This window comes from Roseospira visakhapatnamensis, from assembly GCF_014197915.1.
GTDB lineage: Bacteria > Pseudomonadota > Alphaproteobacteria > Rhodospirillales > Rhodospirillaceae > Rhodospira > Rhodospira visakhapatnamensis.
The window spans coordinates 132,893-154,940 of record NZ_JACIGK010000003.1 but is presented as its reverse complement, the minus strand read 5'-3'; the positions used below and the strand labels follow the sequence as shown (position 1 = coordinate 154,940).

The window sequence follows — 22,048 nt, the reverse complement described above, 5'->3', positions numbered from 1 at the left end:
GACGCCCTTGCATAGTTGTTGAGCGTTTGGGGAATAGAACGCAGAAATTTTGGGCGGAGGGGGACAACTAATGGTGCAAGTAGCCGTCAAGTGGTACAACCCCAAAAAAGGCTTTGGCTTCGTTCGCCCGGATGACGGGGATCCAGACGCCTTCCTGCATGTGTCGGCGGTGGAAGCCTATGGGCTCGACCGGCTGCCGGAAGGCGCGCGCCTGGACTGCACCTTGATGCAAGGTCCCAAGGGCTGGGAGGTGCAGACCATCGACGCCGTGCTGTCGCTGCCCGAGACCTCTCCCATCCCCGATCCCGGCCAGATCGCCCACGGCGAGAACGGTGTCGTGAAGTTCTTCAATGCCTACAAGGGCTTTGGCTTCGTGACCCGGGACGGCGACGAGGCAGACGTGTTCGTCCACGTGCGCACGCTGGAGCAATGCGGCCTGTTCGACCTGGCCGAGGGTCAGTCGGTGGTGATGGAGGTCAGCACCGGCCCCAAGGGGCTCCAGGCCGACCGGATCGCGGTGGTGGCGGAGCCGGAGCGCCCGGCGGGTCCGTTGCTCCGCTGGCGCGCCGCCTATGGGGTGGGCGACGCCGAATCGGATACCGAACATCGGGAACTCATCGCCCTGGTCAATACCCTGCACGATCGCTGGGCCGCCAACGCCGGACGCGAGGACGTGGCACGGCTGTTCGACCGTGTGATCAGCGCCACGGTGATCCACCTCAGCCGCGAGGATACCCGCTGGGCCTATGGTCCCGGAGAACCCCTGGCCGGCAGTCGCTGGCGCTGGGTCAAGGACATGATCGACTTCCGCGAACGCAGCCTTGCCGAGGCGCGGCCGCCGCGCTTCACCGAGGAGATGGCCGAGTTCCTGCGCGCGTGGGTGACCGCGCACATCCTCTCGGAAACCGCCAGCCAACCGCGCGTGGTCGGGGCTCAGGTCTGAGGCGGCGCCTCGCGGGCCGGCTGCGGGTACCGGATACGACACGAGACGCGGGGTCGGGGCACAGGATCCGCACCGGGAAGGAACGTCATGGGGCCGAGGGGCTCCATGACGGCGTTCGTCCGGCACCGGGCTCTCGAAATGGAAGCGCCGGACCCGTAAAGAAACCTAAAGACATCTTGAAAACCGCGATGCCGCGGCGCGCCGGCTGATCGCGACGGGACAGACGATGACCAGAGCCTGCCGGACCCCGGCGAGGCGGCCCCAAGACAGCAACCATGCACGCAACGCGCGGCAACCATCGAACGCGTCGAAATGGTGTCCACCGTCGCGCCACGCCCAAAGATCCCGGTCTTGTCTTGGGACGGGGGCCTTGGCGTTTGACTGGATGACAGCGCCCCCCGCAGTCATGGTATGACCGTCCGACGAAGCGTCGGGGGGGTGCCCCCGGCCCTGTCCCCGGACCCCTGTCCGATCATCGCCGGGAGCGCCCATGGCCACCTTCATCGTCCGTCGCCTGCTGCAATCGGTGTTGGTCATGGTGGTGGTGGCCCTGGTCGGCTTCGCGCTGTTCGCCTACGTGGGCGATCCGATCAACAACATGGTCGGCCAGGACACCAGCTTCGAGGACCGCGAGCGCCTGCGCGAGGATCTCGGCCTCAACGATCCGGCGCCCGTCCAGTTCCTCCGCTTCGTGGGCAACGCGGTCCAGGGCGACTTCGGTCTGTCCTACCGTCATGGCCGGCCGGTCGCCGACCTGCTGGTGGAACGCGCGCCGGCCACGCTGGAACTGTCGTTCGCCGCCGGTGTGTTCGCCCTGCTGGTGGGCGTGCCCATGGGCATCCACACCGCGCTCTGGCGTCAGAGCTGGCTGGCCAAGGCGTTCCTCACCATCTCCCTGATCGGGATCTCGCTGCCCACCTTCCTGATCGGGATCCTGCTGATCCTTGTGTTCGCCGTCTGGCTGGGCTGGATGCCGTCCTTCGGACGCGGCGAGGTCGTGCAGATCGGCTGGTGGTCCACCGGATTCCTTACGGCCAGCGGCCTCAAGGCCATGGTCCTGCCGGCCATCACCCTGGGCCTGTTCCAGATGACCCTGATCATGCGTCTGGTGCGCGCCGAGATGCTGGAGGTGCTGCGGACCGACTACATCAAGTTCGCCCGCGCGCGCGGCCTGTCGGCGCGGGCCGTCAACTTCGGTCACGCCCTCAAGAACACCCTGGTGCCGGTGATCACCATCACCGGCTTGCAGTTGGGCAGCGTGATCGCCTTCGCCATCATCACCGAGACCGTGTTCCAGTGGCCCGGCATGGGCCTTCTGTTCATGCAGGCGATCGAGTTCGTGGATATCCCGGTGATGGCCGCCTATCTGGTGCTGGTGGCGGCTCTGTTCGTGATGATCAATCTGGTGGTGGACATTCTGTACGTGATCGTCGATCCGCGCCTGCGCATCGGTGGCGGCGCCGTCGGTGGCGGGGGGGGCCGATGACGCGCCCTCGCGCCCGGCCCACGACCGGCGAACCCGTGGTGCCGGCGTCCTCCGACCTGGCGGCGCCGCGTCGGACCGGCGTGACGGGCGCGCTAGTCCGGGCCCTGGACTCCGACGTCTTCTACTCCTTCCGGCGGTCTCCGGTGACGCTGGTGGCCGCGCTGGTGGCCGTGCTGCTGATCGGCGCGTCGCTGGCCGCGCCGCTGGTCGCGCCCACCGACCCGTTCGCGCTGGAAACCCTGGACCTGATGGCCGCCTTCACGCCGCCGATGTGGGCGGAGGGCGGCGAGTCCGTGTTCCCGCTGGGGACCGACGACCAGGGCCGCGACCTGCTGTCGGCGATTCTCTATGGCATGCGCATCTCCCTGGCCGTGGGCGCGGCGTCGGTGGTGTTCGCCATGCTCCTGGGCGTGGGCCTGGGCCTGCTGGCCGGCTATGCCGGCGGCTGGGTGGACGCGCTGATCATGCGCGTGGCCGATGTGCAGCTCTCGTTTCCGGCCATCCTGATCGCCCTCCTGGTGGATGGCGTGGCCCGGGGCCTGCTGCCGCGCGACCTCCATCACGACATGGCGATCTATGTGATCATCTTCGCCATCGGTGTGTCGGGATGGGTGCAGTACGCGCGCACCGTGCGAGGCTCCACCATGGTGGAGAAGAATCGCGAGTACGTGATGGCCGCCATCATCATGGGCCTGCATCCGGGATTGATCGCGCTGCGCCACGTGCTGCCCAACGTCATGGGGCCGGTGCTGGTGATCGCCACCATTCATCTGGCGGTGGCCGTCATCACCGAGGCCACGCTGTCCTTCCTGGGCGTGGGCCTGCCCCCCACCGAGCCGTCCCTGGGCACGCTGATCCGCATCGGCAACGACTTCCTGTTCTCCGGCGAGTGGTGGATCACGGTGTTCCCGGGCCTCGCCCTGGTGCTGCTGGTGCTGTCGGTCAACCTGCTGGGCGACTGGTTGCGCGACGCCCTGAACCCCAAGCTGCGGTGAGGGACAGGGCATGACCGAGTCTCTTCTGAGCGTCCGTGACCTGATCGTCGAGTTCCCCACCCGGCGCGGTGCCCTGCGCGTGGTGGACGGCGTGTCGCTGGACATCGTGCCCGGCGAGGTGCTGGGGGTCGTCGGTGAGTCCGGCGCCGGCAAGTCCCAGACCGGGGCGGCCATCATCGGCCTCCTTGAACCGCCCGGCCGCATCGTCGACGGCACCGTCCATCTGGAGGGCGAGCGGCTGGACACCCTCTCAGGGGACCAATGGCGTCGGGTGCGCGGTCGGCGCATCGGCGCGGTGTTCCAGGATCCGTTGACCAGCCTCAACCCGCTCTACACCGTGGGGCGCCAGTTGACCGAGACCATCCGAACCCACCTGGACATGACCGAGAAGCAGGCCCGCGCGCGGGCGCTGGAGCTGCTGGGCGAGGTGGGCATTCCGGCGGCCGCCGACCGCCTGGATGCCTGGCCGCACCAGTTCTCGGGCGGCATGCGCCAGCGGGTGGTGATCGCGCTGGCGTTGTGCGCCAACCCGCGTCTGATCATCGCCGACGAGCCCACCACCGCCCTGGATGTCTCCATTCAGGCGCAGATCACCGCCTTGCTGAAGCGCCTGTGCCGGGAGCACGGCACGGCGGTGATGCTGATCACCCACGACATGGGGGTGATCGCCGAGACCGCCGATCGCGTGGCGGTGATGTACGCCGGCCGACTGGTCGAGACCGGGCCGGTCGACGACCTGGTCAACCGGCCCCGCCATCCCTATACGGAGGGCCTGATGGGGTGCATTCCCACCATGCACGCCCGGCCGGTCCGGCTGGACCAGATCGAGGGCGCGATGCCCGCGCCCCGGGCCGTGCCGCCGGGCTGTGCCTTCCACCCCCGCTGTCCGCTGGCGGTGGAGCGCTGCACGTCCGAGCGGCCCCCCCTGGTTGCCCGGCCGCCCCTGGCCACGGCCTGCTGGGTCCGGAGCCCGGACGGTGATGCCGCATGAGTCCCCGTGATGAAGAGACAGTCGCCGAGGGCGATCCGGTGCTGGTGCGCCTGCGGGGGCTGACCAAGCACTTCGACGTCTCGCCGCCGCTGTTGACGCGCCTGATCGAGGGCCGCTCGCGGCAGGTCCTGAAGGCCGTGGACGGGCTGGACCTGGACATCGCGCGCGGCCGCACCACGGCGCTGGTGGGCGAGTCGGGGTGCGGCAAGTCGACGGTCGCGCGCCTGCTGGTGACGCTCTACCGGCCGACGGCCGGGGACCTGGTGTTCGAGGGCACCGACATCGGCCGCCTGACCGACCGGCGCGCCCTGGCCTCGGCGCGCCGGCGCATGCAGATGATCTTCCAGGACCCGTTCGCCAGCCTCAATCCGCGCTGGCGGGTGGGCCGCATCATCGCCGAGCCCCTGCGCGCCCACGGCCTGCTGGACGACCCGGCCGCCATCCGCCGCCGGGTGGCCGAGCTGCTGGAGCACGTGGGCCTGCGCGCCGCCGACGCCGAGCGCTTCCCGCACGAGTTCTCGGGTGGTCAGCGGCAACGGATTTCCATCGCCCGGGGCCTGGCGTCCAGCCCGCACTTCCTGGTGTGCGACGAGCCCACCAGCGCCCTCGACGTCTCGGTGCAGGCCCAGATCCTCAACCTGCTGCGCGATCTTCAGCGGGATCTCGGACTCACCTACCTGATCATCACCCATGACCTGGCGGTGGTGCGCTTCATAGCCGACACCATCGGCGTGATGTATCTGGGCCGGCTGTGCGAGGTGGCCCCGGCGGACACGCTGTTCGCCCGGCCCCGCCACCCCTACACCCGCCTGCTGATGGAGACGGTGCCCGACCTGCGTCACCCCGACCGCGACCGCCGCCCCATGGCCGGCGAGGTGCCGAGCCCCCTGGATCCGCCGTCGGGCTGCGCCTTTCACACCCGCTGCCCCCTGGCGAACGACCGCTGCCGGCGGGAGCGCCCGGCGTTGCGGCAGGACGGCCCCGGCCAGGTGGCCTGCCACGCGGCGGAGGAGGGACGGCTGTCGCCTGAGGGCGGCGACGCCGTCAAGGGGATGCGCCCTTGACGGCAGCAGGCGCTGCGGCGCCCGCGTCTTGACTCTCGTGTCACAAAGGCTCAGCAGTCGTCGATGTCCGTCGATCCCGCATCCCCCGTCTCCACCACGCGTCCCCCGCCGGCGGTCCACATCGCGGAGGCCACCGCGCGCGACGCCGCCGATATTCAGGCCCTCTATGCCCATCATGTCCGCCACGGCACCGCGACGTTCGAGACAGAGCCGCCCCCGGTCGACGAGATGGCCCTACGTATCGCCGCCGTTCGCGACCAGCATCTTCCCTACCTGACGGCCCGCGCGGCGGCCACCGGCGCGCTGCTGGGGTATGCCTACGCGGGACCATTCCGGGCGCGCGCGGCCTATCGCCATACCGTCGAGGACAGCATCTACCTGGCCCCCCAGGCCGCCGGCCAGGGCCTGGGCACGCGCCTTCTGGCGGATCTGATCGACCGGTGCCAAGCGCGGGGCGATATCCATCAGATGATCGCCGTGATCACCAGTCCGGGGTCGGAGGCGTCGGTGGCGCTCCATCGGCGCCTGGGGTTCCAGGTGGTCGGCACCCTCGTCGCGGTGGGACGCAAGAACGGACGCTGGCTGGATACCCTGTACATGCAACGGGAGATTGGCGCGGGCACGCCGCCCGCCTGACGCAAGCGAGCGGCGAGCAGGGATTGCCAACAAGGAACCGGGGGCCGGCGGGCACAAGGCGGACCGCGACTTGACCGTACCCCAGAACATCTCGCTCCTGATCCTGCCGGCCTATGCGCCCGAACTGAACCCGGTCGAAAACGTCTGGCAGTACCTGCGCCAGAACGTCCTCGCACATCGGGTCTTCGACGGATACGACCAGATCGTCGACGCCTGTTGCGACGCCTGGAACGCCTTCGTCAATAAACCTGAGGTCGTTCCCTCAATCACCAGAAGACAATGGGCGAGCGTCAATGTCTGATGCCGCTGGTATCACCTGCTTGTATCGAACACTGTCCTCTTCCGACTCCAGCCACGATCACAGGCGCAAGAATCGGCATCCCTGGAACGTGCCCATGAAACCAAAGTTGCTGTTCTTGCTGAGATGATCATGGAGATAGGACGGGTTGTAACTGATGCTTTCGTAGCCGAACATGCCCTGCATGCTCTGAAGGGGAAACGATCCCTGGACGGCGATGTTGGCCTGCTCCATGGCGACGAGATAGCAGTACACCACGTGTCCCGAACAAAAAAACGCCTTCGACCCGCCCGCAAGGAGATTGTCGAGGGCGATGTTGATGCGATCCTGGGAGGAAACGGCCGTCCCCCGGCCGAGAGACTTGGCCGCGCCCTTGATGGTATAAGGCAGGTCGAAGCCTCCGGCGCGCACGCCCTCGTACAGCATGATGGCGGTTTCGGCAGCGCCGGCACGAATACCACTGAGTCCGCAACGGAACACGTCGTATGTGTAGATCGCGTTGCCACCCGTCAGGCTGTTCCTGTGCAGGCCATCGCCGCTCATTTCAATGATTTCCGTCGGGGAACAGGCGATGCCGGCGTGGATGAACTTCGACTTTCCCTTGCTGAACACCTGACCGATCTGGATGGCGACCCCCGTCATGCCCAGGCCGTGCCGGTGCTTGATCATGATATCCCCGGCCCGGATCATGCTGGGCAGGGTGCCCGTGCTAGGGGCGCGTGCTGCACTGCTGCCTCCAACCATGGCGGCCTCCAACCATATGAATGAGGTGTATCCCCTGTCGGCTTGTCCGTCTGACTCAGGGAGGCCCATCACGGAACGCGTTCGTTGTCCGTGGGGAACGACCATAATGCGATCGCCAGAACCAGGGGGACAAGCCTTTTGAGGTGGTGTGCAGCGACTCACCGAGTGCACCGATCCAGACAACAGAATGCGGACTGCATCTTTTGTCTGGATCAGTGCACTAATGACGCCCTTTGCGGCCGTTCTCCGGCACCAGGCCCTGCGGCCGCAGGATCAGGATCACCTGCAGCAGCACCCCGATCAGCAGCACGCGCAGCGCCCCGGCCTGGGTGGCGTACTCGGCGCCCAGGGCATCGGTCAGGAACTGCGTGGCCGACCACAGCAGCCAGATCACGAACGCGCCAACAAGCGCCCCCGTGTTGTTGCCCGCGCCGCCGGCGATCAGCATCACCCACACCAGGAACGTCCCGTACAGCGGCAGGAACGCCTCGGGGCTGATGAAGCCGACGAAGTTGGCGTAGAGCGCGCCGGCCATGCCCATGATGGCCGATCCCAGCACGAACGCCTGCAAGCGGCAGCGGACCACGTCCTTGCCGGCGGCGCGCACCCCGTCCTCGTTCTCGCGGATGGCGCGCAGCACCCGGCCCCAGGGCGAGACACGCGCGCGTTCCACCATCCACCAGGCCAGCGCCAGGAAGACCAGCACCACCACCAGGGACACCAGGGGACCGGACAGAACCTCCAACACGGCGGCCCCCAGGGGACCGGACAGGACCTCCAACACGGTGGCCTCCAGGGGGTCCGGCAACAGGCCCGCCAAGCCCGCCAGCGTGTCGAACTCCAGGGTCTCCGAGAAGGGGCGCGGGATGGCCGGCACGCCACGCACGCCGTTGGTCAGCCACTCTTCGTTCTTGAGGGCAAGGCGGATGATCTCGGCGATGCCGATGGTGGCGATGGCCAGGTAGTCCGTGCGCAAGCGCATGGTCACCCAGCCGATGACCACCGCCACCAGGGCCGACGCCACCATCGCCCCGGCCACGCCGATCGGGAACGGCAGACCGAAGCCGCCCAGATGATGGTCGGACGCCGCCGTGGTGAGGATCGCCGAGGTGTAGGCGCCGACGGCGAAGAAGCCGGCGATGCCGATGTTGATCTGCCCCGTGAAGCCGAACTGGACATTGAGCCCCAGCGTCAGCACCGCGTAGATGCCGGCAACGGTGACGAAGAAGACCCCGTAGGTCAGAAGCCCCGCCCATTCCATCACGCGTTCCCCTTGAACAGGCCCTGCGGGCGGACGATCAGCATCAGGACCATCAACCCGAAGGCCACCGCGGGCTTGTAGGTGGGATCGATGATCATGGTCGACAGCTCCATGGCCATGCCGATCACCATGCCGCCGGCGATGGCCCCATAGGGCCGGCCGATGCCGCCCAGGATGGCGGCGGCGAACACCGGCAGCAGCACCGACCAGCCCATCACCGGATGCAGGCGCGTGTCCATGGCCAGGAAGATGCCGGCGACGGCCGCCAGGCCGCCCCCCACGGCCCAGGTGGCCATGATGACGCGCTCCGCCGGGATGCCGGAGACCAAGGCGAGGTCCATGTTGTCGCTCATGGCGCGCATGGCCTTGCCGGTCTTGGTGCGGGTCAGGAACAGGTGCAGGGCGATCACCAGCACCACGGCGCCGAGGACGATCCACACGTGGTCCGGCTTGACGATCAGGTCGCCGACCCGCCATGGCATCTGGATGCCCTTGACGTAGACCTGATTGTGCGGCCCCCAGACCAGCTGAATGATGCTGCGCAGGGCGATGGCGATCCCGAACGACGAAATCAGCAGAATGACCGGCTCCACCCGCCTGAGCCGCCGGTACACGATCTGGTCGATGGCGATGGCCGCCAGGGCGGCGGCGACGATGGCGAAGGGCGCCGAGGCCCACACCGGAAAGCCCAGACCCACCACCAGCGACAGGGCGAAGTAGGCGCCCAGGGCCATCAGGTCGCCATGGGCGAAATGCGCGAAGCGCAGGATGCCGTAGATCAGCGACACCCCGATGGCCCCCAGGGTGAGGATGCTTCCCAGCACCACGCCATACAGGCCGACTTGCAGGAAATCCATCAGCATGGCCGCTCGCCCCTCATCAACCGCCCAGGAACATTTCGGCCACGTCCTTGTTGGCCAGCAGACTCGCGCCGGTGTCCTCGACCCGGTTGCGCCCCATGGTCAGGACGTACCCGCGATCGCAGATGGCCAGCGCCTGTTTCGCGTTCTGTTCGACCATCAGGATGCCGATGCCGGTGCGATTGATGCTCTGAATCCGCTCGAAGGTCTGATCCATGAACAGCGGCGACAGACCGGCGGTGGGCTCGTCCAGCAACAACAGCTTGGGTTCCAGCATCAGCGCCCGGCCCATGGCCAGCATCTGCCGCTCGCCCCCGGACATGGACCCGGCCACCTGGTCGCGGCGCTCCCCCAGACGCGGGAAAAGGTCATAAATCTTGTCCAGTTGCGGCCGGATGTCATCGTCGCGGATGAACGCGCCCATCTCCAGGTTCTCGTGCACCGTCATGGAGGGAAACACGTTGCGTTCCTGCGGCACGTAGGACACGCCCTCGCGCACGATCTGGTCGGGCCGCAGCCGGGTGATGTCGCGGCGCTCGAACAGCACCGCCCCCTCGCGGATGGTGACCAGGCCGAAGGCCGCCTTCATGAGCGTGGACTTGCCGGCCCCGTTGGGGCCGATGATGACGACGATCTCGCCCGGCCCGACCCGCAGGTCCACGCCGTGCAGGATGTCGGCACCGCCATAGCCGCCGGTCACCCCCTCGATGGTCAGCAGGCTCATGGACGCCATTCCTCCGGATCGCCGTTGTCTCCGCCGGGGCCGCCAGGGCGCCCGCGCCCGATGTCCGCCTCGGTCATGGCCGACACCCCGCGCCCGGACACACCGCCGCCCAGATAGGCCTCCTGGACCTCGGTGTTGGCGCGCACCTGCTCCATGGCGCCCTGGGCGATCACCCGGCCCTGGGCCATCACCACCACCGGGTCGCACAGTTGGGCGATCAGGTCCATGTCATGCTCGATGAGGCAAAAGGTGTAGCCGCGCTCCTGGTTCAGGCGGCGGATCGCATCGCGGATGCTGTTGAGCAAGGTGCGATTGACCCCGGCCCCGGGTTCGTCCAGCAGCACGACCTTGGCGTCGGTCATCATGGTGCGGCCGAGTTCCAGCAGCTTCTTTTGTCCGCCCGACAGGTTGCCGGCCAGTTCATCCATCACGTGGGTCAGGTTCAGGAAGGCCAGCACCTCATCGGCCTTCTTGCCGACGGCCCTGTCCTCGCGCTTCACCCGTCCCCACCGGAACCAGGCGTGGGGCAGGCTCTCGCCGGCCTGTCCGGGCGGCACGATCATCAGGTTCTCGCGCACGGTCATGCGAGAGAATTCGTGCGGAATCTGGAAGGTGCGCACCAGGCCCCGATGGAACAGGGTGTGCGGCGGCAGCCCGGTGACGTCCTCGCCATCCAGCAGGACACGCCCGCGATCCGGCGGCAGGAACCCGGCGAGGATGGCGAACAGGGTGCTCTTGCCGGCGCCGTTGGGACCGATCAGGCCGGTGATGCCCCCCTTGGCGATGGTGAAGTGGACGGAGTCCACGGCCTGGAGTCCGCCGAATGCCTTGGAAATGCCGTCGATCTGAATCAAGGGACGCCCTTCCGTCGCGATTGGGGCCTGGCGTGGAAACCGGACTCGGCCACCGATCGCCCCCCTGACACGCCCACCGGCGGCGACGGCCGGGAGGCGCGGCTGTGTATCCCAACACCGCGCGCCGGGCAACCCCCCAACCGACTCGGGTGACCGCCCCACCATGCCGGGCCACCGGCGCGGGAGCAAGGGGCAGGCGGCGCGCCGGCTTCGGCCGGCTCGCTTGCCGTCCTCGGGGGGCGCCTCTATGTACGGAGGAGACAGCGCCCCGACCGGCTTCGACGGACGGCGCTTTCCCGACCCCCTGCCATTCGGACGAGACCCCATGATCCAGGACATCCGCGTCACCGGCGCGCGCGAACACAATCTGAAGGCCGTGGATGTCACGCTGCCGCGCGACCGCCTGGTGGTCATCACCGGGCTGTCCGGATCGGGAAAATCGTCGTTGGCCTTCGACACCATCTATGCCGAGGGTCAGCGCCGTTACGTTGAATCCCTGTCGGCCTACGCGCGACAGTTCCTGCAGCTGATGCAGAAGCCGGACGTCGAGTCCATCGAGGGCCTGTCGCCCGCCATTTCCATCGAACAGAAGACCACCAGCCGCAATCCGCGCTCCACCGTCGGCACGGTGACCGAGATCCATGACTACATGCGCCTGCTGTGGGCACGCGTCGGCATCCCCCACTCTCCGGCCACCGGCCTGCCCATCGAAAGCCAGACGGTCAGCCAGATGGTCGATGCCATCCTGGCGATGGGCGAGGGCACGCGCCTGTACCTGCTGGCGCCCATCGTGCGGGGCCGCAAGGGGGAGTACCGCAAGGAGCTGGCGGAGCTGCGCAAGCGCGGCTTTCAGCGGGCGAAGGTGGACGGCACGCTTTATGACCTCGCGGACGTGCCGGCCCTCAACAAGAAGGTCAAGCACGACATCGAGGTGGTCGTGGACCGCCTGATCGTGAAGGACGGCCTGGCGACACGCCTCGCCGATTCGGTGGAGACCGCCCTGGGCCTGTCGGACGGCCTGCTGTTCGTCGAGGACGCGGGCAGCGGCGCGCGGACCACGTTCTCGGCCAAGTTCGCCTGTCCGGTGTCGGGCTTCACCATCGACGAGATCGAGCCGCGCCTGTTCTCCTTCAACAACCCGTTCGGCGCCTGCCCCGCCTGCGACGGCCTGGGGGTGAAGCTGCACTTCGACCCGGACCTGGTGGTGCCCACCCCGGACCGCTCCATCCGCGCCGGCGCGATCGCGCCCTGGTCCTCGAACGGCCAGCCCTCGCCCTACTACGCCCAGGCGCTGAAGAGCATCGCCGCTCACTACGGCGCCGACATCGACACCCCCTGGCGCGACCTGCCGGAGCGCACGCGCCACGCCATCCTGCATGGCAGCGGCGACGAGATCGTCGCCCTCAGTTTTCATGACGGCACCCGCGCCTATCGCACCGAGAAGCCCTTCGAGGGCGTCATCCCCAACATCGCCCGACGCTGGCGCGAGACCGAATCCCAGGGGGTGCGCGAGGACCTGTCGCGCTACCAGGCGTCCCACCCCTGCGACGCCTGCGGCGGCTTCCGCCTGAAGCCCGAGGCCCTGGCGGTGAAGATCGACGGCCGCCACATCGGCGAGATCTCGGAATTGGCCATCGGCGGGGCGCTGGCCTGGTTCGACGGCCTCGCCGATCGCCTGCGCCCCCGTGATCGCGAGATCGCCCGGCGCATCCTGCGCGAGATCGGCGAGCGCCTGACCTTCCTCACCGACGTGGGGCTGGACTATCTCACGCTGTCCCGCACCTCCGGCACCCTGTCGGGCGGCGAGAGTCAGCGGATCCGCCTGGCCAGCCAGATCGGCTCCGGCCTGACCGGCGTGCTCTACGTGCTGGACGAGCCCTCCATCGGTCTGCATCAGCGCGACAACGACCGCCTGCTGGGCACCCTCAAGCGGCTGCGCGACCTCGGAAACACGGTCCTGGTGGTGGAGCATGACGAAGACGCCATCCGCACCGCCGATCACCTGGTGGACATGGGGCCGGGCGCGGGCCGGCACGGCGGCACCATCGTCGCCGAGGGCACGCCGGACGAGGTCATGGCCAACCCCGCCAGCCTGACCGGCCAGTACCTGACCGGCCGGCGGTGCGTGCCGGTGCCGGCCGCGCGCCGGTCCGGCAACGGCAAGGTGCTCACCGTCCAGGGCGCGCGCGCCAACAACCTGGACGACCTCAGCGTCGACATCCCACTGGGGACCTTTACCTGCGTGACGGGCGTGTCCGGCGGCGGCAAGTCCACCCTGGTGATCGAGACCCTGTACAAGGCCCTGGCGCGCCATCTGCACGGCGCCCGCGACCTGGCCGGGGAGCATGACGCCATCCTGGGCATGGAGCACATCGACAAGATCGTGGACATCGACCAGTCGCCCATCGGCCGCACACCGCGCTCCAACCCGGCGACCTACACCGGCGCCTTCACCCCGATCCGCGACTGGTTCGCCAACCTACCCGAGGCCAAGGCCCGCGGCTACAAGTCCGGCCGGTTCTCGTTCAACGTCAAGGGCGGGCGCTGCGAAGCCTGCCAGGGCGACGGCGTCATCAAGATCGAGATGCACTTCCTGCCCGATGTGTACGTGACCTGTGACGTGTGCAAGGGCCAGCGCTACAATCGCGAGACCCTGGAAATCCTCTTTCGGGGCAAGTCGATCGCCGACGTCCTCGACCTGACGGTCGAAGAGGCGATCGACGTGTTCAAGGCCGTTCCGGTGATCCGCGACAAGATGGAACTGTTGCAGCACGTGGGCCTCGGCTACATCCACCTCGGCCAGCAGGCGACGACGCTGTCGGGCGGCGAGGCCCAGCGGGTCAAGCTGTCCAAGGAGCTGTCGCGGCGGGCCACCGGGCGGACCCTCTACATCCTCGACGAGCCCACCACGGGCCTGCACTTCGAGGACGTCCGCAAGCTGCTGGAAGTGCTGCATCACCTGGTGGACCAGGGGAACACCGTGCTGGTGATCGAACACAACCTGGAGGTCATCAAGACCGCCGATCACCTGATCGACCTGGGACCCGAGGGCGGCGCCGGCGGCGGCCGGCTGGTGGCCAAGGGAACACCGGAAGAGGTGGCCATGCACCCCGACAGCTACACGGGACAATACCTCAAGGGGCACCTGCCCGGCGCCGAGGACCGCGCACGACGACCGGCATGACGACCTCGCGATCCCTCGCGGCCCTCACGGCGCCGGCGCGGGCTCCGGGCGGCCGCTCCAGGGGTCGTCCAGCGTCGCCAGGCGCGCCGACACCGGACAGGCGGGGCCGTGCGCCCCCGGCAACACGCCGATGCTCATCAGGAACTCGTTGACCACCTCGCGGCCCGTGAAGGCGAAGGTGGCGCGAAACAGCACGACCCAGGCGTCCAGGTCGCGGGGGTGGTGCGCCATGATCCAGTTGGCGAGGCCGCCATGGCTGGCCCTCAGGGCCTGAACCGTGGCCGCGTTGCGGATCACGGCGTCGATCTTGCGGCGGTTGCGGATGATGCCGGCGTCGGCCAGCAGCCGCGCCCGATCGGCCTCGTCGAAGGCCGCCACGCGATCCACGACGAAGCCGGCGAAGGCCGCGTTCAGGGCCGGGCGCTTCTTCAACACCAGGACCCAGGACAGCCCGGCCTGGAAGATCTCCAGGCACAGGCGCTCGAACAGCACCGTTTCATCGGTGACGGGAAAACCGTACTCGGTGTCGTGATAGGGACCGTGCAGGGGATGGCCGGGCGCGACATCACAGTACCAGGTCACATCCGCCTCCCCTGCCCCGCGGTCCGGGTCCCGGCCCTACGCCTGTTCCAGCTCCACCAGGGTACCGGTGAAGTCCTTCGGATGCAGGAAGAGAACCGGTTTGCCATGCGCCCCGATCTTGGGATCGCCATTGCCAAGCACGCGCTTGCCCTCGGCCTTCATGGCGTCGCGCGCGGCCAGGATGTCCTCCACCTCGTAGCAGATGTGGTGGATTCCGCCCGAGGGGTTCTTGTCGAGAAACGCCTGGATCGGCGACTTCTCCCCCAAGGGATGGAGCAGCTCGATCTTGGTGTTGGGAAGCTCGATGAACACCACGGTGACGCCATGTTCGGGCTGGGGCAGCGGGTCCGAGACCTTGGCGCCCAGGGTGCCGCGATAGTCGGCCGCGGCCGCCTCCAGATCGGGGACCGCGATGGCCACGTGATTCAGCCGTCCAATCATCGTCCGGGTCCTTTCCTTGCCGTTTACGTCCCAGGATGACCAGCGCGAGAGCCGGGACTCAGCCCACGCGCACCACATGAATATCGGTCAGCGGGCGGCGGTTCTGGCTGCCCCGGAAGAAGCGGCCGACGGCGCGGCGGGCTTCCTCGCGCACCGTCTCGTCGTCGTCCAGGGCGCGCCGGTCCAGGCGGTCCACCGCCCCCCGGATGGTGCCGATCAGCGAGTCCAGATCGTCACCGTCCTCGTCCGGGTCCAGCAGGCCCCGGGCGCTAACCACCGGATCGGTCACCAGCCCCCCCTTGCCGTTCAGAACCAGGGTGACCGCCGCCGCGCCGTTGGTCATCATGCGCCGCCGATCGCGCAGCATCGGGCTGCCCATGGGCACCAGCCGATCACCGTCCAGGGCCAACAGGCCGGTCGTGGCCTGATCCACCACCCGGGGCGCCTCGCCGTCCAGGCGCAGCATGTCGCCGTCGTCGATGACCATCACGTGGTCGACGCCACAGGCGCGGGCCACGCGCGCATGCTCGTTCAAATGCAGCGACTCGCCATGCACGGGAACCGCCACGCGGGGCCGCACCAGGCGATACATTTCCTCGACCTCGGCGCGCGCCGGATGGCCGGATACATGGACCGGCGCGTCCCGGGCGGTGATGATCTCCACGCCGTTGCGCACCAGCCGGTTCTGCATGGCCATGATGGCGCGCTCGTTGCCGGGAATGATGCGCGACGAGAAGATCACCGTATCGCCCGCGCCCAGCGACACGGCGCGATGCGATCCGGAGGCGATGCGCGGCAGGGCGGCGCGAGGCTCCCCCTGGCTGCCCGTGGCGACGTACAGGACTTTCTCGGGCGGCAGGGCGGCGACGGCCTCGTCGTCCAGGAACGGCGGCAGGTCCGCGAGGTACCCACACCCCCGCGCGGTGGCGTTCATGCGCCACAGCGAGCGCCCCACCAGGGCCACGTGCCGCCCATTCTCGCGGGCGGCGACGGCGACGCTTTCCAGGCGCGCCACGTTGGACGCGAAACAGGCCACCATCACCTTGCCGGTGGTGTTGCGGCCGATCACCTCGATCAGCGCCTGGCGCACGTCGGCCTCCGACCCCGAGTGGCCCGGCGTGAAGATGTTGGTGCTATCGCCGATCATGGCCAGCACGCCCTCGTCGCCCAGGCGCCGCAGCGCCTCGGTGTCGGCGGCGCGGCCGATCAGGGGATCGGGATCGAACTTCCAGTCGGCGGTGTGCAGAACCGTCCCCGCCGGCGTGCGGATGGCCAGGGCGTTCGGTTCCGGGATCGAGTGGGTGGTGCCGATCATCTCCACGTCAAAGGCGCCCACCTGGAACCGGGATCCCAGGGGCACCTCATGGAGCGGCACATCGTTCAGGAGCCCCTCTTCCTGCAATTTGACGCGCAGGAAGGCGGCGGCGAACGGAGACGCATAGACCGGCTTGCGCAGCCACGGCCAAAGATAGGTGACCGCCCCCAAATGATCTTCGTGAGCGTGCGTGATGACGATGCCGTCCAGAGCCTCCAGATTCTTTTCGATGAAACTGGGATCTGGCATCAGGACGTCGATCCCCGGAGTCGTCTCGTTGCCGAAGGTGATTCCCAGATCGACCATCAGCCACCGCCCCTGACACCCATACAGGTTCAGGTTCATGCCGATTTCGCCGGTCCCACCGAGGGGCACGAAGACAACGCCATCCGGCACGCTGGTGCCGGGCGTTTGGGTCATGGAGTTTCCTTTCCGTCTCTAGGTCATGTGTACGGATCCATGGTCGGATCGTGTGTGCGTGCGTTGCGCCGCGTTGCGGCGATGAATCTGCAACAGACCCCGCAGGGTCAGATCATTGTCCAGATGATGTATGACGTCGGTGGCCTCGGTAAAGAGGGAGGCGAGCCCTCCAGTGGCCACAACGGTCATGGCTGCCCCGAATTCCTGCTGGATCCGGGCGGTCAGCCCCTCGATCATCGACACATAGCCAAGATAAATGCCGGAGCGCATCGCCGACACGGTCCCCTTGCCGATGACCGAGCGCGGCCGACCAATGGCCACACGGGGCAATTGGGCGGCCGCCATGTGCAGCGCCTCCAGGGACAGGTTGACGCCGGGGGCGATCACGCCCCCGCAGTAGTTGCCGTCGGCGTCCACCACATCGAAGGTGGTGGCGGTCCCGAAGTCAATGACGATCAGCGGCCCCTTGTAGGTGGTGTGCGCGGCCACGGTGTTGACCAGGCGGTCGGCCCCCACCTCCTCCGGCCGATCCACCAGGACCCGCAGACCCAGGTCCACATCGGGGTCGCCGATCACCAGCGGGGGCGCCGAGAAGTACGTGTGGCACAGCAGCCGCAAGTCGTATACGGCGGCGGGAACCACGGACGCGATGATGGCCTCCGTGATCGACTCGGGACGCAGGCCCTTGAGGGCCATGAGCTGAATCAGCCACACGCCCATCTCGTCGGCGGTGCGGCCCGACTTGCTGGCCGCCCGCCATTCCCGGAACTTGGTATCGCCATCGTACACCGCGAAGACGGTGTTGGTATTGCCGCAATCGATTGCCAGCAGCATGCTCGCCCCTGCCCTCTCCCCACGTCGCGCGCCCCATGGCCAACCCGCTCCGTCGGCGACGGCGCGTGCGCGACTTTCAAGACCAACGGTCCATGGCCGCGACCACACGACTCCGTGACGGGGAGTCGCCAACCGCATGCTTCCCCGTCGCGGCGCCCCCAGCGGTCCACGCACCAGGGCGTGTCCGGACCGCGCCGTCTGTCCGTGGATCGCCGTTCTCGCCGCCTAGTGCAGCGACGCATTCAAGGGATTCCCCCTTGAATGCGTCGCTGCACAAAACATTGTTTCTAGTGCACTTTCGATCCAGACAAAAAGAATGCGGACTGCATCTTTTGTCTGGATCAGTGCACTAGCCGCCCGCCGATGGGAAGAACACGTCCCCGGCCAACACCGTGCGGTCGACTCCCTCGGAGTCGCGCATCCGTAGCGCACCGTCGGCGCCCAGGCCCAGGAACACCCCGTGCGTGGCCTGCTCACCCACGCGCACCCGCACCGGCTCGCCCAGGCCATGGCCGTGCTCGGTCCAGGCTTTCCGCACCGGATCGAACCCCTCGCGACGCCACCGCGCCACGATGTCCGCCAGGTGCCCCAGCAACGGCTCCAGCACCGTGGCCGGCTCCAGCGGCGGCGATCCCCCGGCGCCGGTCCAGTGGTGACACAGAGCGGTGGGCGGGTAAAGCGCCTCGGTCGACGCCGGGCAGTGCGCCACGTTGACCCCGAGCCCCATCGACACCCAGGGGATGCCGGCGGGGTCCTTGACGCTCTCAAGGAGCAGGCCGGCCACCTTGGCGCCGTCCAGCAGCAGGTCGTTGGGCCATTTCAGGCGGGGCGCCGGAAGCCCGGGGCGACGACCGAAGCCCAGATCCTCCAGGGCGCGGGTCAGCGCCACCCCGGTGGCGAAGCCCACGTCGGTGGCCCTGGCCGGTCCCTCGGGGCACGGCAGGGCCACGGATACATAGAGGTTGCCCGGGGGGCTGGTCCAGGAGCGTCCATGCCGCCCCCGTCCGCCCTGCTGCTCGCCCGCCCAGACCACCAGGGCGCCGTCGGCCCTCAGGCCCTTGGCCTCGCCCCGGCGCAGGGCATCGCGGGCCACGTCCTGGGTGCTGTGCACCACGGGCAGGGCGATCAAGCGCCACATGGGCGGCAGCCGAAACGCGGGGCGAACCGCCGCGCCGGCCCCGGCCCCATCATCGGCCCGGGTCCGGACCCAGGGCCACCGCCACGGTGACGTCACCGACCGTCTCACCGCCCGGCGGCGATCAGGCTGGCCGCGGCGGTTTCCGCGCCGGTCACCACCACCTCAGGGCTCACGGCGAAGAATACGATCACCACGGCACTGACCCCCATGATCGCCCGCAGCGCGTTGCATTGGATCGGATCCAGGCCCTCCAGGGGCTCGTCGAAGTACATCACCTTGACGATACGCAGGTAGTAGAAGGCGCTCACGACACTGGTCAGCACGCCAATGATCGCCAACCAGATCAGGCCCGCGTCCACCGCCGCCATGAACACGTAGAACTTGGCGAAGAACCCGGCCAACGGGGGAATACCGGCCATGGAGAACATGAACACGCCCATGGCCAGCGCCATCAGGGGCTGCGTCCGCCCCACGCCAGCCAGATCCTTGATGGCCTCGACCGGACGGTCCTGCCGGCGCATGGCCAGGATGACCGCGAACGCGCCGGCGTTCATGAACACGTAGATGGTCAGGTAGACCAGCACGCCCCGCACGCCCTCGCTGGTGCCGGCCGCCATGCCGACCAGGGCATACCCCATGTGACCGATGGAGCTGTAGGCCATCAGCCGCTTGATGTTGTCCTGGGCGATGGCGGCAAAGGATCCCACCACCATGGACAGCACGGACATGACGATGATCACCTGCTGCCAATCGGCCTGCAGCGCCTGGAACGGCTCCATCAGCACACGCAGGAACAGCGCCAGCGCGGCGATCTTGGGCGCGACGGCGAACAGCGCCGTGACGGGCGTGGGCGCGCCCTCGTAGACGTCGGGCGTCCACATGTGGAAGGGCGCGGCCGAAATCTTGAAGGCCAGGCCGCAGACCACGAACACCAGGCCGACGATCACCCCCACCGGCACCGTCTCGCCGGAGACGGCGGCCTGGATCCCCTCGAAGGTCGTGGTCCCCGCGAACCCGTAGACCAGCGACGCGCCATAGAGCAGCACGCCCGAGGCCACCGCCCCCAGAACGAAGTACTTGAGGCCGGCCTCCGTGGCCCGCGCGTTGTCCCGATGCACGGCGGCCATGACGTACAGCGCCAGGGACTGCAACTCCAGGCCGACATAAAGCGCGATCAGGTCGTTGGCCGAGACCATCAACATCATGCCGACGGTGGCCAGCAGCATCAGCACCGGAAACTCGAAGCGCCGGATGTCCTCGGCCATCATCCAGCGGCGCGACATCAGCAGGGTCGCGGCGACGGCCACCAGGATCAGCAGCTTGGCATAGCGGGTGAAGTCGTCCACCACGAACTGGCCGTAGAACGCCTCCACGCGCGTGCCCAGGCCTGCGGTCAGCAGCAGTCCGGCGATCAGCAGGGCGTAGGTGGCCCCCCAGGTGGAGGCGGAAAAGGCATTGCCGCGCGCGAAGACACCGAACATCAGCAGCCCCATGGCCGCCAGGGCCAGGACCATCTCCGGCAGGGCCGGCAGCACAAAGGGCAGCTCCGTCATCCTCTCGCGTCTCCCGCCGCTTTTCGGGGCGTGTCACGGCGTGCGCCGGCCCCGTCGATCCTCATTCAAACCGTATCGCGTCCCATCCCGCTTGGGTCCATCGCGGGCCGTCGGTCGTCACCGCGCCGCCACCGACAGACCGTCCGCCGCGGCCAGCGCCGTCTGATAGCCGTCGATCAGGTTGGTGACGGTGGCGTGCATGGGGCCCAGGAACGTGCTGGGATAGATGCCCATCCACAACACCACCAGGACCAGCGGCGCGAACACCGCGACCTCACGCGGGCTCAGGTCCAGCAGGCCCTTCAGGTCGGGCTTCTCCAGCTTGCCGTAAATGACTCGCCAGTAGAGGTACAGCATGTACACCGCGCCCAGGATCACGCCCGTGGCGATCAGCAGCGCGGTCCAGGGGCTGACCTGGAAGACCCCCAGCATGATGAGGAACTCCCCGACGAAGCCGCCAGTGCCCGGCAGTCCCACGGAGGCCATCATGAACAGCATGAACACCAGGGCATAGCGCGGCATGGTGTTCGCCAGACCGCCATAGCGGGCGATCTCGCGCGTGTGCAGACGGTCATAGACCACACCCACGCAGAGGAACAAGGCCCCCGAGACGACGCCGTGGCTGAGCATCTGATAGAGCGCGCCCTCGACCGCCTGCTGGGTCATGGCGAAGATGCCGGCGGTCACGAAGCCCATGTGGGCGACCGACGAATAGGCGATCAGCTTCTTCATGTCCTCCTGGGCCAGCGCCACCAACGAGGTGTAAATCACCGCGATGACCGACAACGCGAAGATCACCCCGGTCATGTCCGCCGTGGCCAGCGGCAGCATGGGCACCGAGAACCGCAGGAAGCCATAGGCGCCCATCTTCAGCAGCACGCCCGCCAGGATCACGGAGCCCGCCGTGGGGGCCTCCACATGCGCGTCGGGCAGCCAGGTGTGCACCGGCCACATCGGCACCTTGACGGCGAAGCTGGCCATGAGCGCCAGGAACAGCCAGATCTGCCATTCCTCGGGGAAGGCCGTGACCATCAGCGTGGGAATGTCGGTGGTACCCGCGTGCAGGTACATGACCAGCAGGGCCACCAGCATGAGCACCGAGCCCAGCAGCGTGTACAGGAAGAACTTGAAGGTCGCGTAGACCCGCCGCGCCCCGCCCCAGACGCCGATGATCAGGAACATGGGGATCAGCACGCCCTCGAAGAACACGTAGAACAGCACGTAGTCCAGGGCACAGAACATGCCGACCATCATGGTTTCCAGCACCAGGAAGGCGATCATGTACTCGCGCACACGGGTCTTGATGGCCTCCCAGCTCGCCAAAACACAAAGCGGTGTCAGGAAGGTGGACAGGATGACGAAGAACAGCGAAATCCCGTCGATCCCCATGTGGTAGCCGATGCCGTAGGACGGCAGCCAGTCCACCTTCTCGACGAACTGGAAGTCGGCCGTGGACGGATCGAACCCAATCCACACGAACAGCGACAGCACGAAGGTGACGCCGGACGTCCACAGCGCCACCCAGCGGCTGTTGTTGGCCACCTCCGCCTCGGTCCCCCGCACCACCAGAAGCAGGCAGGCGGCCCCGAACAGGGGCAGAAAGGTGATGATGCTGAGGAAGGGGATCGTCTCGATCATCGCCGCCGTCACCTTTCTGCGCCCGGTCCCGAGTGGGTGTTGATGGGAACCGTCTCATTCTCTTTGTTCATCAGGACCTTGTAGGTC

The 22,048-nt window shown here is 67.9% G+C and carries 19 protein-coding genes and 1 pseudogene; 8 read left to right on the top strand and 12 right to left on the bottom strand.

What is annotated here, in order from left to right; all coding sequences use genetic code 11:
- Positions 1-70 precede the first annotated feature (70 nt).
- From GGD89_RS20330 to GGD89_RS03245, 7 genes and pseudogenes are all read left to right on the top strand, one after another.
- Positions 71-943, top strand: coding sequence for a cold shock domain-containing protein (locus tag GGD89_RS20330; protein WP_184042665.1), 873 nt, complete (start codon positions 71-73; stop codon positions 941-943).
- 490 nt (positions 944-1,433) lie between these two features.
- Positions 1,434-2,429 carry an ABC transporter permease gene (locus GGD89_RS03270; protein ID WP_184042664.1) on the top strand — a complete coding sequence of 332 codons (996 nt, stop codon included), beginning with the start codon at positions 1,434-1,436 and terminating at the stop codon, positions 2,427-2,429.
- Positions 2,426-3,424, top strand: coding sequence for an ABC transporter permease (locus GGD89_RS03265; protein ID WP_184042663.1), 999 nt, complete (start codon positions 2,426-2,428; stop codon positions 3,422-3,424). Before GGD89_RS03270 ends, GGD89_RS03265 begins: the two co-directional genes overlap by 4 nt.
- Positions 3,425-3,434: 10 nt before the next feature.
- The gene (locus GGD89_RS03260; RefSeq protein WP_184042662.1) at positions 3,435-4,415 is read left to right on the top strand and encodes an ABC transporter ATP-binding protein; all 981 of its coding nucleotides are present in this window, start codon (positions 3,435-3,437) and stop codon (positions 4,413-4,415) included.
- Positions 4,412-5,479, top strand: a complete 1,068-nt coding sequence (locus GGD89_RS03255) for an ABC transporter ATP-binding protein (protein ID WP_184042661.1) — start codon at positions 4,412-4,414, stop codon at positions 5,477-5,479. The genes GGD89_RS03260 and GGD89_RS03255 overlap by 4 nt, the downstream gene beginning before the upstream one ends.
- Positions 5,480-5,542: 63 nt before the next feature.
- Positions 5,543-6,115: a GNAT family N-acetyltransferase gene (locus tag GGD89_RS03250; RefSeq protein ID WP_184042660.1), complete on the top strand. Its 573-nt coding sequence runs from the start codon at positions 5,543-5,545 to the stop codon at positions 6,113-6,115.
- A 40-nt stretch (positions 6,116-6,155) separates the two neighbouring features.
- A pseudogene (locus GGD89_RS03245) lies at positions 6,156-6,416 on the top strand (transposase); the annotation flags it as partial.
- 57 nt (positions 6,417-6,473) lie between these two features.
- On the opposite strand, the gene GGD89_RS03240 reads toward GGD89_RS03245, so the two are convergent.
- The 5 genes from GGD89_RS03240 to GGD89_RS03220 form a co-directional block, all read right to left on the bottom strand.
- A complete protein-coding gene (locus GGD89_RS03240; protein WP_184042658.1) occupies positions 6,474-7,157 on the bottom strand; it encodes a hypothetical protein in 684 nt (227 codons plus the stop codon).
- A 220-nt stretch (positions 7,158-7,377) separates the two neighbouring features.
- On the bottom strand, positions 7,378-8,418 hold the full coding sequence (locus GGD89_RS03235) for a branched-chain amino acid ABC transporter permease (RefSeq protein ID WP_184042735.1): 1,041 nt from the start codon (positions 8,416-8,418) through the stop codon (positions 7,378-7,380).
- Positions 8,418-9,281, bottom strand: a complete 864-nt coding sequence (locus GGD89_RS03230; protein ID WP_246422356.1) for a branched-chain amino acid ABC transporter permease — start codon at positions 9,279-9,281, stop codon at positions 8,418-8,420. The genes GGD89_RS03235 and GGD89_RS03230 overlap by 1 nt, the downstream gene beginning before the upstream one ends.
- A gap of 16 nt (positions 9,282-9,297) precedes the next feature.
- On the bottom strand, positions 9,298-10,002 hold the full coding sequence (locus GGD89_RS03225; protein ID WP_184042657.1) for an ABC transporter ATP-binding protein: 705 nt from the start codon (positions 10,000-10,002) through the stop codon (positions 9,298-9,300).
- Positions 9,999-10,856, bottom strand: coding sequence for an ABC transporter ATP-binding protein (locus tag GGD89_RS03220; protein ID WP_184042656.1), 858 nt, complete (start codon positions 10,854-10,856; stop codon positions 9,999-10,001). The genes GGD89_RS03225 and GGD89_RS03220 overlap by 4 nt, the downstream gene beginning before the upstream one ends.
- Positions 10,857-11,181: 325 nt before the next feature.
- On the opposite strand from GGD89_RS03220, the gene uvrA reads away from it, so the two are divergent.
- Positions 11,182-14,040: an excinuclease ABC subunit UvrA gene (uvrA, locus tag GGD89_RS03215; protein WP_184042655.1), complete on the top strand. Its 2,859-nt coding sequence runs from the start codon at positions 11,182-11,184 to the stop codon at positions 14,038-14,040.
- A 24-nt stretch (positions 14,041-14,064) separates the two neighbouring features.
- On the opposite strand, the gene GGD89_RS03210 is transcribed toward uvrA, so the two are convergent.
- The 7 genes from GGD89_RS03210 to GGD89_RS03180 form a co-directional block, all read right to left on the bottom strand.
- Positions 14,065-14,622 (bottom strand): DNA-3-methyladenine glycosylase I, encoded by a 558-nt coding sequence (locus GGD89_RS03210; RefSeq protein ID WP_184042654.1) that lies wholly within the window; start codon positions 14,620-14,622, stop codon positions 14,065-14,067.
- 36 nt (positions 14,623-14,658) lie between these two features.
- Positions 14,659-15,063: a methylmalonyl-CoA epimerase gene (gene mce, locus GGD89_RS03205; protein WP_184042653.1), complete on the bottom strand. Its 405-nt coding sequence runs from the start codon at positions 15,061-15,063 to the stop codon at positions 14,659-14,661.
- Between the two features lie 58 nt (positions 15,064-15,121).
- Positions 15,122-16,798, bottom strand: coding sequence for a ribonuclease J (locus GGD89_RS03200; protein WP_184042652.1), 1,677 nt, complete (start codon positions 16,796-16,798; stop codon positions 15,122-15,124).
- Between the two features lie 18 nt (positions 16,799-16,816).
- The gene (locus tag GGD89_RS03195) at positions 16,817-17,632 is read right to left on the bottom strand and encodes a type III pantothenate kinase (RefSeq protein WP_184042651.1); all 816 of its coding nucleotides are present in this window, start codon (positions 17,630-17,632) and stop codon (positions 16,817-16,819) included.
- A gap of 349 nt (positions 17,633-17,981) precedes the next feature.
- Positions 17,982-18,770, bottom strand: coding sequence for a biotin--[acetyl-CoA-carboxylase] ligase (locus tag GGD89_RS03190; RefSeq protein WP_184042650.1), 789 nt, complete (start codon positions 18,768-18,770; stop codon positions 17,982-17,984).
- Positions 18,771-18,874: 104 nt separating this feature from the next.
- Positions 18,875-20,323 carry an NADH-quinone oxidoreductase subunit NuoN gene (gene nuoN / locus GGD89_RS03185; protein ID WP_184042649.1) on the bottom strand — a complete coding sequence of 483 codons (1,449 nt, stop codon included), beginning with the start codon at positions 20,321-20,323 and terminating at the stop codon, positions 18,875-18,877.
- Positions 20,324-20,440: 117 nt separating this feature from the next.
- Positions 20,441-21,961, bottom strand: coding sequence for an NADH-quinone oxidoreductase subunit M (locus tag GGD89_RS03180; protein ID WP_221238297.1), 1,521 nt, complete (start codon positions 21,959-21,961; stop codon positions 20,441-20,443).
- Positions 21,962-22,048 lie beyond the last annotated feature (87 nt).